The following is a 13,261-nucleotide window of genomic DNA, read 5'->3' on the forward strand; positions in this document are numbered from 1 at the left end:
GGTCAGCGCCGCCGCTCCAGCCACCACAGCAGCGAGGCGCACAGCACGAACGCCAGCCACCACGGCCAGCGCGAGCCCGGCACGGGTTGCACCACCGACGCGTCTGCCAGCGTGCTGGCAGCCAACGCCCGCGTGGTCGCATCGATCATCACCTGTCGATGCAGCGTCGGTGCATCCTTCGGGTCGAACACATAGCGCCAGACAACGCTGTCGCCATGCTGCAGGCGTTGCCAGCCTGCCTCACGGGGCCACCAGCCGGCGCAGCGCAGCGCCGACGCCGTGCCATCGACGATCAGGGGCACGTCGTCGCCGCGTTTGTTGAAGGCCTGCAGTGGTGCCTGCACACCGCACAGCGCCTGTCGTTCACCTGCCCAGGCGATCGGCTGCGGTGACCACAGTGCATCAGCGCTGTCCTGCGCGCGTGCCAACGTGGCCACCGCGTCGCTCCAGAGTTCGCCGTGGCGGTCATCGCGGCCGGCCAGCACCCAACGCCAGCTGTCGGTGATGGGCAGCAGGCCGATGCGGCCCTTGCCGACCGCGCGCCAGCCACCGATGGCGTTGCCAGCTCGATCGTGCAGCAGTGCGCTGCCGCCCGGCGCCTGCAACGCCAGTGCTTCCAGCGAAGGCAGCGCGGCACTGTGCGAGCTGCGGTCGGCCTCTTCGCCGTAGCCGGTCGGCAATGTGCCAGCGGCGAGCGGGCCACGGCGTGCGGCGAGGATCGCGCCTTCGCCATCGCCGGGAAGTTCGAGGGGGTGGCTGCTGCCATCACCCTGCACTGGCAGGCCCAGATCGCGCAGGCGCTGGCGTGCACTGGCCGAAGGTGCGCCCGCACTGCGTACCAGCACACCCAGTCCATCGCGCAGCGCCTGGCGCACGGCGGCCAGCTGGCCCGCACTCAATGCTACGAGGCTGCGCTCGTCCAGCAGCAGCAGATCGCTGCGCGTGAGCGATGCTGCATCAATCGCCACCGCGCCATCGCCGATGCTGAGTCCGGCCCCGGTATCCGCCTGCACCTGCACACGGATGCCGGCATCGGCTGCCCAGCGGCGCAGGTACTTCAGCTCTGGCCCCGGCGCGCTGGCGCGCACCAGCAGGCGCAGCGGTGCGGACGGCAGGGTCTGCTGCGGCACCGGTAGGCTGTCCACCACATGGCCGTCGGCATCGAGCAGGCGCAGCTGGAACACGCTGCGGCCTTCGGCGCGGGCGACACCACTCAGCTGCACGCGGCCGTCGTCGGCAACCTCCGTGCGATCGACCACGCTGCCGGCCGGGTCGAGCAGTTCTGCTTTCGCTTTGGCCACGCCACGCGCCTGTGCCTGCACGTCAAAGCGGGCACCGGGTGCGACATCGGCCGGTGGTTGCAGTGCGATCCAGCCGCGCGGCTCCGGTGCGGCCTGCCAACGTACATCCGGCGGCAGCACCGTGTCGCGGTCACGTGCGGCCAGGCCTGCACCGACCAGCGTCAGCGTGGCGGCCGGATGCTGGCGCAGCGCGGTGGCCAGGTCGGGAACGCGCTGTGCGCCGGGCACATCGGCAGCTTCGGGCAACAGCAACAGCGGGCCTTCGCTGGCCGGGGGTGCGCCGGCCTTGCCGGCATCGACGCCAAGCACGACCAGCCCGCCTGCGGGCTGCTGGCGGGTGGGCGGCATCAGGCAGAAGTACAGCAGCGTGGCGACGATGACCTGCAGTGCGATCACGCTCCACCGGCGGCCAGGGTGCGTTGTGCTTCCACGCAACTGGCGCACGCTGGCGATGACCACGACCAGAGTGAGTGCCAGCGCAATCCACAGGTTCAGGCTGGTGGCGGTCATGGCTGCGCCTCCAGCGCATCGAGGTAGCGCTGTCCCATCGCATCGGCCGCACTGCGCCGCATCGCCTGCGGCAGTGGACGCTGCAGCGCGCGCCACAGCTGCGCACGCAGGCGCTGGCGACAGTCGATGCAGTCGGGCTCGATGCGCAGCTGCTCGATGGCCGCAGCCAGATCCAATGCATCGGGCAGGTAGGCCGCGTTGCGCTGCTGCCAGGCCGCGAGCGCATCGAGATCCGGTGCGCCGTTGTCATCACCGAGGCGCTGCCAGGCTTCAACGATGGCCGGATCGGGCGGGGTGCGCGCGGCCAATGGCAGTTCGCGACTGGCCAGTCCGGCGCGATCACCGCCCAGTCGGCGGCTTTCATCGATGGGTGGCAGCTCCGGCCCGACCCGGGCCAGGTAGATGCGCTCGGCCTGCTGCACCTGCTTGATGAAGCCCAGCGCCTTGTAGGCAAATGGCAGCGCCTGCTGCGGGCGGCCCTGGCGCAGCTCACCTTCGGCCGACCACATCTGGTCAAGCGCGGCCTTCAACGTGGCGCGGGTCTGCGGGTCGAGCAGGGTGGCCGCCTCGGCGTGGTCATGGGTGTGCCCGTATTCGGAAAGCACGTCGGTCGCGCTGCCGAACACCGGCGGGATATCTGCGTTGGCTGCACCGCCATGATCGTGGCCATGGTCGTCGTGCGCACCGGCCTGCGTGCCATGGACGTGCTCGTGATCGTCGTCGTGGCCCTCTGCGGTCGGCGCATCGCTGGTGGGCAGGTCGCTGGTCGGCGGCGGCTTTGGCGCACCTTCGCTTTCCTCGCCCAGGAACTGGCCGTAGCGCAGGCGCAGGATGCGCTGGTCGACACCGATCGCATCGCTGCGCTTCACGAAGTCCTCGGCGGCCAGGCTGCGTCGCTGCCGGATCAGCGCTTCGGCATCGATGATGATCTGCCGCTGGCTGCGGAAATACGCAGGCAGGGTCTTCTTGATGCGGCCCTCGAGCTCTGCTCCGAGCGCGACTTCGGCGCTGGGCAGGCGCAGGATCACACTGCTGCTGCGCCCGGTCTGCGGCGTGGGTGCGTGATTGTCGCGCACCTCCAGCTGGGCGATCACATCGTTGCCGGGCTGCGCGCCCAGCGACGCCAGACCAAGGGTGTGGGCGAAACGCCGCGCGGTGGCTTCGCCGCTGCCGGCAAGCGTGACGCTGCGCTTCACGAAGGTGATGTTCTCACCGCTGCCCTGGGTGGTGGTGATCGACAGCGTTGCCTGCGCCGCGACACCGTAATCGTCGCTGGCCTCGAAGCGCAGTGCCCACTGCCGTTGCCCGGGCGTGCCCAGCACCAGGCTGGCCGCGGGCTCCAGTACGCGCACGCTGGGTGCACGGTCGGCCACCACATCCAGCCGATGCAGGCGGGTCTCTGCCAGTGCCGGTTCGCTCACAACGCGGTACAGCACCGGCGTGCGTGCAATGTCCTGTGCCTGCCACTGTCCTTCGTGCTCGCTCAGTGGCAACCGACGACCATCGTGGAATTGCAGCCATGCCTTGTCCGGGGCGCGGTCGAAGCGCAGCGACCACGACAGCCGGCTGTCGGCGGCAACCTTGGCATCCAGTGCGCTCTGGGTAAGCGTGGCCTGGCCGGTGTAGGCCGGTGCATCGATGCGCAGGCGGGTGGACTGCAGGCGCAGTGGACCCGCAGCCGCCGTGCCGCCACGCGCCGGCGTGCGGGCCGGCGCGGCGCCGGGGCTGGAACGTGGCCAGCCGAATGCCAGCACAGCGACGGCCAGGCCTGCGATCCAGCTCAGCGCCAATGCCCTGCGCGGCCAGCGCGGACGCAGTTCTGGTGTCGCGCGCTCCAGTGTGGCCAGCACGTGCGTGCGCTGGCGCTGCTGCAGCGGATTGAGCGCGGTGACATCAGCGAACAGCAGGTCCGCACTGTCCTCGCTGACACCGCTGCCATCGAGCTGGCGCTGCAGCCACTGCCGGTCCAGTTGGCGGGCACGCGCAGTGGCGAAGCCCGCACACGCGAGCAGGCTGATCGTACCGACGACGCAGGCGATATCGAAACCTGCCAGACGCAGGGCCAGCACCGCCGCAGCCAGCGCCCATGGCAGGCCCAGCAGCAGGGTGATGAGCGCACGGCGGCGGCGCGCACGTTGCCAGGCGTGCTGCAGGGTATTCATGCGGCCTCCCTGCGGCAGGCGCTGCTGGCCATCCAGCGTTCCAGCGCGAACAGCAGCACGATAGCCAGCAACAGCCAAGGCGTCGGCTCACGCAGCGGTGGCGTTGCAGCAGGCAATGCGGCCCGCTGCGGTGCCTGGTCACGTGCATCGCCCAGGCGCGGAGCCGTGGGCGGCTGCAGCGTCAGCAGCAGGGCACGCGGTAGGCGCGGATCGCGCAGCGCGGCGTTGCTGGCGGCATTCCAGTCGCCCGGCAGCGACAGCAGATAGCCGTGGCCGATGCGTTGCTGCCACAGCAGCGGTGTGCCCTCGGCATCGCGCAGCAGGATGCTGGCACTGGCAGCAGGCTTGCCGGCAGTCATGACACGACCGCCGTCACGCAGCCACGCCTGCCAGTTCGCCGGCAGTGCATCGCTGCGGCTCCACACACCAATCTCGCCGCGCTCCGGCAGGGCATCCGTCGGCAGCGGAGCGAGCGGCGACGGCAGGCCCCACGCGCGCTGCACTGCGTTCAACCATCGCTGGGCGGCGGCCGGCGCATCGCTGTGCACGCGCAGACGCGGCATCGCTGCGGCACCCGGTTGCGCAGCGACCGGCATCGGCTGCGGGCGCCACTGCACCTCGCGCGACAGCTGCAGGCGAGCGCCATCCAGGTCGGGCAGGGGATCGGGAACGTGCACGGTCAATGCGGTGCCCGCAGGCAGTTGTGCGTCCAGTTCGCGCAGCAGGCTGGGCAGGGACGCCGTGGACGCAGGTGGCACTTGATCAATGGCCGGGAAGCCGGGCGCCAGCCAATGCCAGTTGCCGGCTTCGGCGGTGCCACGTAGTGCGGTCGCGTCCAGCCCTGGAGCAACGACCGTCCACGCAATGGGGGCTGGCGCAGGCCCGGTCAACGCAGGTCGTGCCAGCAGAATGGCCAATGCAGCCAGCAACAGCAGCCGCACCAGCAGCAACGGCCAGTCATCGAGGCGGATGCGCTGGCGCGGCCGTATCTGTGCACGCAGCCAGCGCAGCGCGGCGAAATCCAGTGGCGTATACGGATGGCGGCGGGCCAGGTGGATCAGCAGCGGCAGCAGCCCTGCGGCGAGCGCGGCCAGGCCGAGCGGGAACAGCAGGGTCATGCACCGCCCCCACGGCCGAACAGCGCCTGCAGTGCCTGGTCCAGCGGCTGGTCCAGCCAGCCGCTGGCACTGGCGATGCCACTGGACCGCAGGCGCGCATGCAATGCGCTGCGTGCGTCAGCGAAGCGCTGCAGGTAGTCGGCGCGGATCGCCGCGCCGTCGCCCAGCAGTTCCTCGCCGGTCTCCGGATCGCGGAAGCGGTGGCCGGCGTCGAACGGGAAGTCGCGCTCGTCGGCGGTGAGGATCTGCAGCAGTGCCACTTCGCGGCGCGCGCTGGCCAGCTGTTCCAGCAGCACGATGCCGGAGTCGTCGAAGCCGTCGCCGATCGCCAGCAGCAGGTCGCCCGGGCGCACGCGTTCCCACAGCGGCCGAAGGCGATCGGCCGCAGGCCAGGCGCCGCGCGCCTGCAAGGCATGCAGTTGCAGATGCACGCGATCACGCTGGCGTGCGCCGTTCGCCGCGGGAACCAGCAGCAGGCCATCGCCATTGATCGCCAGCAGGCCGAAACGGTCGCCCTGCTGCAGCGCCAGTTCCACCACGCAGGCGGCCACGCCGCGCATGTGATCCAAGCGCGTGCGCTGCGGTGCCGCGCGATCGGCCTGGCCGGCCGAGGCGGTGGCATCGAGCAACAGCCAGACCGTGATCGGGCTTTCGCGTTCGGACTCGCGCACGAAGAAGCGATCTGAGCGGGCGTATAGCTTCCAGTCGATCTGGCGCAGTTCGTCTCCCGGCTCGTAGGCCCGGTACTGGGCGAACTCGAGGCCGGCACCGCGGCTGCGGCTGGCGTGCTGGCCGATGCCACTGGCACCGCTGGCCAGGCGCGGCCGCAGCCGCAGCAGGCGCAGGCGCGCACGCAAGTCCGGTGGCAAGGTCAGCGGGGTACCGGCGTCCACGCGTGGCTCAACCCGGGAACGGCACGGCCTGCAGCAGGGCAGCGACCACGTCGTCGGCACGCTTCTGCTCGGCTTCGGCGGCGAACGACAGCAGCAGGCGATGGCGCATCACCGGTGCGGCCAGTACCTGCACGTCCTCGCGGGTGGCGGCGAAGCGGCCCTGCAGCAGTGCGCGCGCTTTTGCCGCGAGCACCAGCGACTGGCCGGCGCGCGGACCGGCGCCCCACTTCACCCACTGGTTGATCGCCGCCGGTGCGCCTTGGCCCGGCCGGCTGGCACGCACCAGGCGGGTGATCCAGGCCAGCACATCGGGGCTGACATGCACCTGGCGCACGGCCGCCTGCAGTGCGGTCACCGCTTCGGCATCCATCACCTTCGGTACCGCGTCGGTGGTACCGCCGGTGGTCTGTTCCAGGATCTGCCGCTCCTCGTCTTCGCTGGGGTAATCCACCAGCACGTGCAGCAGGAAGCGGTCCAGCTGTGCCTCCGGCAGCGGGTAGGTGCCGGCCTGCTCGATCGGGTTCTGCGTGGCCAGCACGAAGAACGGCGCGGGCAGCGCGTAGGTGGTGCCGGCGTAGCTGACCGTGCGCTCCTGCATCGCTTCCAGCAGTGCGGCCTGGGTCTTGGGCGGGGTACGGTTGAGTTCGTCGGCCAGCAGCAGGTGGGTGAAGATCGGGCCCTGCTGGAAGCGGAAATGGCGATGGCCGGTGCCGTGGTCTTCTTCCAGCAGCTCGGTGCCGAGGATGTCGCTGGGCATCAGGTCGGGGGTGAACTGCACGCGCCGGAACTGCAGCTCCAGCGCCTGCCCGAGCGAGCGCACCAGCAGGGTCTTGCCGAGCCCGGGCGCGCCTTCCAGCAGGCAGTGGCCGCCGGCCAGCAGGCCGATCAGCAGCTGCTCGACCACGGTGTTCTGGCCCACCACTGCGCGTGCGAGCGCGGCGCGCAGATCGTGCAGGCGCGGCAGCAGGGAATCGAGGTCGGGGGAGGTCATGGGCGTGCAGGTCCTATCAGTTGTTCAACGCGTACATCACGATGTTGACGCCGAAGCGGGTGTTGTCTTCGGCCAGGAAGCGCTTGTTGCGCCAGTCGTAGTCCCACTCGCAGCCGTAGTCCTTGTTGCTGTAGAGCAGCCCCAGGCGGCCATCGACCTCGATGCCCTTCAGGTAGTCGTGCACCAGGTCGTCGCCCCAGCCGTTGAGTTCGAAACTGGTGGCGGGCGGGCCGTCGGGGAAGCGGAAGAAGCTGCGGTACAGCGGGTGGCTGTTGGGCAGCTTCTGCAGTGCCTTCGGGCCGAACAGGCGCCCCATCTGCGCCTCGAACGAGGTGGCGAACAGGCCATCGATGTCGTGGTTGCAGTCGTCCGCGAAGACGAAGCCGCCATTGCGCACATAGCGCACGAAGTTCTGCCGCTCGGCGGCATTGAACTCCACCAGCGTGTGGCCGGCCAGGTAGCAGAACGGCGCTTCCAGCATGCGCGGGTCGGCCAGTGCCACCACGTGCTCCTGCGGGTCCACGCGCAGCGAGGTGTAGTCGATCAGCGAGGTGATCAGGTTGGACGGCATGCGCGCGTCCACGTCCCAGTCACCGGAGTCGTACTGCAGGCGGGTGAACCAGAAGTCGTAGCGCGAACTGCGCGGGCCTGCCTGTGCCCAGGCCGGCAGCGCCGCCGCCGAAGCGGCAGCAGCCAACCAGCGCAGGCAGGCCCGGCGATCCATCAGACCGCGTCGGACAGCGAGGTGAAGGTGAAATCGCGCAGCTTCATTGGCGGGATCATCATCACGAAGCTGGATTCATCACCGGCCACGCGCACCGGCCTGCCCAGCTCTTCGATGTTGTTGAGCATGATCACCGGCGATTCGTTGAAGCGGAAGTTCTTCACCGGATGCTTGATCTGGCCGTTCTCGATGTAGAAGGTACCGTCGCGGGTCAGGCCGGTCAGCAGCACGGTCTGCGGATCGACCATGCGGATGTACCACGTGCGGGTGACCAGGATACCCTTCTGGGTGCCGCGTACCAGCTCGGCGGTGCTCTTGTCGCCACCGCTCATCAGCAGGTTGCCCGGTGAGGCCTTGGCGGTCTTGCCCTGCTTCTGCGCCCAGAATCGCGAGTAGTCCAGGTTGGCGATCCTGCCGTTCTCGATGATCGCCATGCGTTCGCGCGGCAGGCCTTCATTGTCCCACGGCAGCACCGGCGCCTCCGGATGCCACGGGTCGGCGATCATGGTCACGCGCGGGTCGTAGACCTGCTCGCCCAGCTTGTTGCCGCCACCCTTTTTTGACAGGAAGCTGCGGCCTTCATCGGCCGAGCGTGCGCTGAAGAAGTTCATCATGAAGCTGATCAGGCCTGCCGCCGCGGCCGGCTCCAGGATCACCGTGTACTTGCCCGGTTCCAGCGCCTTGGCTTCGGCCGATTCGGTGGCCTTGCGCATGGCGATGCGGATGTCCTGGTCGGCCTTGAAGTCGGCGGCATCCTTCAGGTTGCGGCCGACCCAACCCGAACCGCGGCCATCTTCGGTACGCACGGTGCAGGTGTAATCGAAGTTGGTGGTGCGCTGGTAGGCGAAGTTGCCGTTGCTGTTGGCGGTCGCCTGGAAGCCCTGGCCGTCCTCGAGGAAGCCGGCGGCAATGAGCCCGTTGCCACGGCACGGGGCGATCGAATCGGCGGCGACCTTCGCGCGGAAGGCCGGATCGATCGCGGCGGTGGATTCGCTGAAGGTCGGGCTGGGACGGTAGCTCTGCTTGCCGATGGCCGGCATGAACTCCGGGTTCTCCGGGGCCAGGCGCGCCAGGTCTTCAGCACGGCGCACCACGCGTTCCAGCGCGGCGTCGTCGAACTCGTTGATCGAGGCGGTGCCGACGCGCTTGCCGAAGGCGACGGTGACCGCCAGCTCGGTGTTGTCGACGATGCCGCTGGTGGAGACATTGTTCAGCGCGAAACGGATGTTGCCGCTGATCGCGCCGGACAGCACGGCGGTGCACTCGTCGGCCTTGGACAGGGCGATGACCTTGTCGAGGATGGCCTTGGCCTGGGCTTCGGTGAAGATACTCATGGTGTAAGGGCTCCTGACCGATCAGCCGAGGCTGCGTGCGGTGTTGATGACGTTGATGCCGTTGAAGCGCGCGGTGGACGAACCGTGCGAGACCGCCGAGACCTGGCCCGGCTGGCCCTTGCCGTCGAAGAACGAACCGCCCAGGCGGTAGTCGCGCTCGTCGGCCACGGCGGTGCAGGCATTCCAGAACTCCGGCGTGCGGATCTGGTAGGCCACGTCTTCCAGCATGCGGGTGATCTGGCCGTTCTTGATCTCGTAGAACAGCTGGCCGCCGAACTGCGCGTTGTAGCGCTGCTGGTCGATCGAGAACGAACCGTCACCGATGATGTAGATGCCGTTCTCCACGTCCTTGATCAGGTCGGGCACGCTCAGCGGCTTCTTGCCCGGTGCCATCGACACGTTGGCCATGCGCTGGAACTGCACGCTGGACCACGAGTCGGCATAGCAGCAGCCGTCGGACTCGCTCTTGCCGAGGATGTGGGCCTGATCGCGGATGGTCTGGTAATCCACCAGCTTGCCGTTGCTGATCAGGTCCCAGCGCTTGCACTTCACGCCTTCATCGTCGTACGCCACCGCGCCCAGACTGCCCGGCTGGGTCTTGTCGGCGAAGATGTTGACCAGCTCGCTGCCGTACTGGAACTGCTGTTCGCGCTTGTCCAGGGTGGCGAAGCTGGTGCCGGCGTAGTTGGCTTCGTAGCCGAGCACACGGTCCAGCTCCAGCGGGTGGCCGATCGACTCGTGGATGGTCAGCCAGGTGTGTGACGGGTCGAGCACCAGATCGTACTTGCCCGGCTTCACCGACGGTGCCTTCAGCTTTTCCTGTGCCTGCCTGGCGGCGGCGACGGCGTCCTCCTTCATGTCGTAGGAGGTGCTGTAGTTGACCACGCCATTGGGGCTGTGCACCTTGTCGGCCGCGGCGCCATCGAGGTACTCGTAGCCCAGCCCCATCGGCGAGGACAGGCCCTCGCGGGTGCGGAACTTGCCGCTGGACTTATCGATGGCGGTGACCGTCATCGGCGCCCAGATGCGGTGCACGTCCTGGTCGATGTAGGAGCCGTCGGTGGAGGCGAAGTACTTCTGCTCGTTCACCAGGAACAGCATCGAATTGACGAAGCTGGCGCCGGCACCCATCGCCGCGGCGTTGACGTCCAGCAGCAGATCGACCTTTTCCTTGATCGGCACCTCCATCGCATTCTTGCGGATCGGCGTGCGCCAGCTCACCTCACCCACACCCGGCGCCTTGGCCAGCTGCACCGGCGCGGTCTGCACGCCAGCATTGGCCTTGGCGATCGCCGCGGCCTGCTGCGCCGCCCTGGCCACATCGGCGGTACCCAGCGCATTGGTGGCGGCAAAGCCCCAGGCGCCGTTGACGATCACGCGGATGCCCACGCCGGTGGACTCGGTGTTCACCACGTTCTGCACCTTGTCCTCGCGGGTGATCACGAACTGCCGCAGGTAGCGGCCGATGCGTACGTCGCAGTAGGTGGCACCGGCGCTGCGTGCGGCCTGCAACGCAGCGTCGGCCAGGCGCTTCTTCAGCGCCGGGTCCAGGCTGGCCTGCAGCTGCTCGGCGGCGATCACCTTGCCGAAGAAGGAGGGCACGATCAGCCCGCCCGCAGTAAGCCCGGTCAGGGCCAGGAAGTCACGTCTTTGCAAGGCTGCTCTCCATGTCGAAGGATGGGTGGCTCAAGCGCCGAGACTGCGCGCGGTGTTGATGATGTTGATGCCGTTGAAGCGGGTGGTGGACGAACCGTGCGAGACCGCCGAGATCTGGCCGGGTTGGCCCTTGCCATCGAAGAACGAACCGCCCAGACGGAAGTCGCGTTCATCGCAGATGGCGGTGCAGGCATTCCAGAATTCCGGCGTGCGGATCTGGTAGGCCGCATCCTCAACCATACCGGCGATCTTTCCATCCTTGATCTGGTAGTACAGCTGGCCGCCGAACTGCGCGTTGTAGCGCTGCTGGTCGATCGAATACGAACCGCGGCCGTGGATCCAGATGCCGTTTTCCACGTTCTTGATCATGTCCTCGACACTGAGCGGCTGCTTGCCCGGTGCCAGCGAGACATTGGCCATGCGCTGGAACTGCACGCTGGACCAGGAATCGGCGTAGCTGCAGCCGTGCGATGCATCGCGGCCGAGGATATGGGCCTCGTCGCGGGTGGCCTGGTAGTCAACCAGGATGCCGTCGCGCACCAGGTCCCAGCGCTGCGTCTTCACCCCTTCATCGTCGTAGCCGACGGCGCCGAGGCTGCCCGGCTGGGTCTTGTCGGCGAAGAAAGTGACGATGTCGCTGCCCCAGCGGAAGCCGGCATCGCGCTTGTCCAGCGTGGCGAAGCTGGTGCCGGCGTAGTTGGCTTCGTAGCCGAGCACGCGGTCCAGCTCCAACGGGTGGCCGACGTTCTCGTGGATGGTCAGGAACAGGTTGGACGGGTCCAGCACCAGGTCGTACTTGCCGGGCTTCACCGACGGCGCCTTCAGCTTCTCGCGCGCGTGGCGGGCGGCGGCGATGGCGTCTTCGACCGGGTCGTAGGAATCGCGGTAGGCGGTGATGCCGCCGGGCAGCTGGACCTTTCCACGCGCATCGCCATCGAGGAACTCGTAGCCCATGCCCATCGGCGAGGAGAGGCCGGCGCGGGTACGGAACCTGCCGCTGGCCTTGTCGATGGCGGTGGCGGTAAACGGCAGCCAGATGCGGTGAATGTCCTGGTCGATGAACGAACCGTCGCTGGAGGCGAAGTACTTCTGTTCGTTGACCAGGAACAACGTGGAATTGATGTAGTCGGCGCCCGCATCCAGCGCGGCGGCGTTGAGCGCCAGCAGCAGTTCGACCTTGTCCTGGATCGGCACCGCCATGGCGTTCTTCCGCACTGGCGTCTGCCAGCGCACTTCGCCGACCGACGGCGTCGGCGCCAGCTGTACCGGCCGGGTCTGGATGCCGGCATTGGCGCGGGCGATTGCCGCTGCCTGCTCGACCGCGGCGCGCACGGCGGCCTCGGTCTGCTGATGGGTTGCAGCGAAGCCCCACGCGCCGTTGACGATCACCCGCACGCCCACACCGGATGATTCGCGGTTGGTCACATTGCCGACCTGGTGTTCGCGGGTGATGACCGACTGGTTGAGATAGCGGCCGATGCGGACATCGCAGTAGCTGGCCTTGGCGGTGCGTGCGGCGGCCAGCGCGACCTCGGCCAGGCGCCTGCGCTGGGCGGTGTCGACCGGGGCCAGCAACTGCTCGGCGGCGATGGCACGGGAATGCGGCAGCAGCAGGCCCGCCAGGCCCAGACCGGAAAATGCCAGGAACTCACGTCGTTGCACAGCGTTTCTCTCTCTCGCTTGCGTGCGGCCGACAATGGGTCGAGCCGATCACGTCAACTTCTCGACTTTCGCCAGCGCGGCGCGTGCGGGCAAGTGACTGCAGTCATGGTTGGGAGGGTTTCGGCAGCGCTTGCAGCCCTGCACCTGCTCAATGCAACGGCCAAAGCCAGAGCCAGAGCGGCATTCCGTGGGATGGCGGGGCGGTGTGGATGGGCAGGACACGCCGTGAACCCATCCATGAAGTGACCCCCGGGAGTTGGACGCCAGATCCAACCCCGAGGGATACATGAACAGATACGACGCTCGTTTCAAACTGCAAGTCGCCAAAGAGGCCTGCAAGACCTCCACATCAGTCAAAGCCGTTGCTCGTCGCCACAGCCTGGAGGCCTCCACGGTCAGGCGCTGGGTGGCGACCTATCGGCTGCATGGTTGGCGCGGATTTCATCGCCAGGCCCGGTTCTATGACCTCCCGTTCAAGTTGGCTGTCCTGGAAAAAATGAGCCAGGACGGTATGTCCGGGCGGGAGGCCACCACCTACTTCCAGATCGGTGATGCCGGCGCGGTGGGGCGATGGCGGCGCCTGTATGCTCAAGGCGGTGCCCAAGCGTTGGCACCGCCTCCGCCGCTGCCCCGAAAGCCGATGAAAAAGACCCGTTCGTCCAAGCCACCTGAGGAGATGAGCCGCGAAGAGCTGCTCAAGGAAGTCGCCTATCTGCGTGCGGAGACCGACTACCTAAAAAACTCGATGCCTTGATCCGGGAAGAGCAGGCGGCGCAAGATGCAAAGCGCAAGCCATCCAAGGATTGAGGCAGGTTCATACGCTGTCGCTTCTGCTCGAAGCGGCGGAGCTGTCACGCAGTACGTTCTATTACCAGAACCATGTCCTGGCCCATCCGGATCAGGACGAGGT

General features: G+C 68.0%; 9 protein-coding genes and 1 pseudogene. 1 reads left to right on the top strand and 9 read right to left on the bottom strand.

The window, feature by feature from the left end; translation table 11 throughout:
• Positions 1 to 2 precede the first annotated feature (2 nt).
• From BN1263_RS18505 to BN1263_RS18545, 9 genes are read right to left on the bottom strand one after another with little or no spacing between them, the layout of a single operon-like run.
• On the bottom strand, positions 3 to 1,811 hold the full coding sequence (locus BN1263_RS18505; RefSeq protein ID WP_058983252.1) for a hypothetical protein: 1,809 nt from the start codon (positions 1,809 to 1,811) through the stop codon (positions 3 to 5).
• Entirely contained in the window at positions 1,808 to 3,973 is a 2,166-nt protein-coding gene (locus BN1263_RS18510; protein ID WP_058983254.1) for a hypothetical protein, read from the bottom strand. The genes BN1263_RS18505 and BN1263_RS18510 overlap by 4 nt, the downstream gene beginning before the upstream one ends.
• The gene (locus BN1263_RS18515) at positions 3,970 to 5,091 is read right to left on the bottom strand and encodes an N-terminal double-transmembrane domain-containing protein (RefSeq protein ID WP_058983256.1); all 1,122 of its coding nucleotides are present in this window, start codon (positions 5,089 to 5,091) and stop codon (positions 3,970 to 3,972) included. The genes BN1263_RS18510 and BN1263_RS18515 overlap by 4 nt, the downstream gene beginning before the upstream one ends.
• Entirely contained in the window at positions 5,088 to 5,984 is an 897-nt protein-coding gene (locus BN1263_RS18520) for a DUF58 domain-containing protein (RefSeq protein WP_058983258.1), read from the bottom strand. Before BN1263_RS18520 ends, BN1263_RS18515 begins: the two co-directional genes overlap by 4 nt.
• Positions 5,985 to 5,991: 7 nt before the next feature.
• A complete protein-coding gene (locus tag BN1263_RS18525) occupies positions 5,992 to 6,975 on the bottom strand; it encodes an AAA family ATPase (RefSeq protein ID WP_058983260.1) in 984 nt (327 codons plus the stop codon).
• 16 nt (positions 6,976 to 6,991) lie between these two features.
• The gene (locus BN1263_RS18530; RefSeq protein WP_058983262.1) at positions 6,992 to 7,699 is read right to left on the bottom strand and encodes a DUF4159 domain-containing protein; all 708 of its coding nucleotides are present in this window, start codon (positions 7,697 to 7,699) and stop codon (positions 6,992 to 6,994) included.
• On the bottom strand, positions 7,699 to 9,033 hold the full coding sequence (locus BN1263_RS18535; RefSeq protein ID WP_019661955.1) for a TldD/PmbA family protein: 1,335 nt from the start codon (positions 9,031 to 9,033) through the stop codon (positions 7,699 to 7,701). The genes BN1263_RS18530 and BN1263_RS18535 overlap by 1 nt, the downstream gene beginning before the upstream one ends.
• Before the next feature lie 21 nt (positions 9,034 to 9,054).
• Complete coding sequence (locus tag BN1263_RS18540) at positions 9,055 to 10,689, bottom strand: TldD/PmbA family protein (RefSeq protein ID WP_058983264.1); 1,635 nt, start codon at positions 10,687 to 10,689, stop codon at positions 9,055 to 9,057.
• A 30-nt stretch (positions 10,690 to 10,719) separates the two neighbouring features.
• On the bottom strand, positions 10,720 to 12,351 hold the full coding sequence (locus BN1263_RS18545) for a TldD/PmbA family protein (protein WP_058983266.1): 1,632 nt from the start codon (positions 12,349 to 12,351) through the stop codon (positions 10,720 to 10,722).
• 286 nt (positions 12,352 to 12,637) lie between these two features.
• On the opposite strand from BN1263_RS18545, the pseudogene BN1263_RS18550 reads away from it, so the two are divergent.
• Positions 12,638 to 13,261: pseudogene (locus tag BN1263_RS18550) on the top strand (transposase); the annotation flags it as partial.

The sequence above is a fragment of the Stenotrophomonas thermophila genome (assembly GCF_001499715.1).
In the GTDB taxonomy this organism is placed as follows: domain Bacteria; phylum Pseudomonadota; class Gammaproteobacteria; order Xanthomonadales; family Xanthomonadaceae; genus Stenotrophomonas; species Stenotrophomonas hibiscicola.

Excerpts from the sequence above, each read along its gene's own strand:
- BN1263_RS18530 (WP_058983262.1), bottom strand. The coding sequence starts at position 7,699 with ATGGATCGCCGGGCCTGCCTGCGCTGGTTGGCTGCTGCCGCTTCGGCG.
- BN1263_RS18505 (WP_058983252.1), bottom strand. The coding sequence starts at position 1,811 with ATGACCGCCACCAGCCTGAACCTGTGGATTGCGCTGGCACTCACTCTG.
- BN1263_RS18525 (WP_058983260.1), bottom strand. The coding sequence starts at position 6,975 with ATGACCTCCCCCGACCTCGATTCCCTGCTGCCGCGCCTGCACGATCTG.
- BN1263_RS18515 (WP_058983256.1), bottom strand. The coding sequence starts at position 5,091 with ATGACCCTGCTGTTCCCGCTCGGCCTGGCCGCGCTCGCCGCAGGGCTG.
- BN1263_RS18535 (WP_019661955.1), bottom strand. The coding sequence starts at position 9,033 with ATGAGTATCTTCACCGAAGCCCAGGCCAAGGCCATCCTCGACAAGGTC.
- BN1263_RS18510 (WP_058983254.1), bottom strand. The coding sequence starts at position 3,973 with ATGAATACCCTGCAGCACGCCTGGCAACGTGCGCGCCGCCGCCGTGCG.